At 52.5% G+C, this 480-nt stretch carries 1 protein-coding gene; it reads left to right on the top strand.

Annotated elements, in window-relative coordinates; all coding sequences use genetic code 11:
• A partial coding sequence (locus HMPREF3056_RS13530; protein ID WP_168167378.1) for a hypothetical protein occupies window positions 1-375 on the top strand: 375 nt, incomplete at its 5' end.
• Window positions 376-480: the final 105 nt, after the last annotated feature.

The following is a 480-nucleotide window of genomic DNA, read 5'->3' as shown; positions in this document are numbered from 1 at the left end:
AAGCTACGTGAGCGGTATGTGCAGGCGTATCTGCATGATGCGCGTCCGATGTCGGTGATCCTCAAGGAGTTGGGGGTCTCGAAGGCTCAGGCGAGGGTGTGGCGTCAGGCTGAGGGACTTAGCCGCGGCAAGCGCCATCGGAGCCTGAATGAGGATAAATACAAAAATCAATACCAAAAGGTCGTTGCTCTTGTAGAAAGCGGCCAGTCTGCGTATAGCGCACTGAAAGAGACAGGTTTCCCACAGACGGCTTACCGATACCTTGCGCAAGACGGTATTGAACTCGCCAACAACAGTCGCGGTGGAGCCATACAAATTGAGCGGGATCGCATTGCTAAAGCTTTAAAACTTGTTGATGCTGGCAAAAAGCTATAAGGAAGTCGGCCAGGTAGTTGATCGCTGCGCTGACACGGTGAGAACGTGGCACCATAATCGCATGTCTGGGCGTTTGGTACTCAATGATCATCCCACTGAATCCGA

The sequence above is a fragment of the Corynebacterium sp. HMSC056F09 genome, assembly GCF_001815785.1.
In the GTDB taxonomy this organism is placed as follows: domain Bacteria; phylum Actinomycetota; class Actinomycetes; order Mycobacteriales; family Mycobacteriaceae; genus Corynebacterium; species Corynebacterium hiratae.
This window is presented reverse-complemented; position numbering and strand designations above follow the sequence as displayed.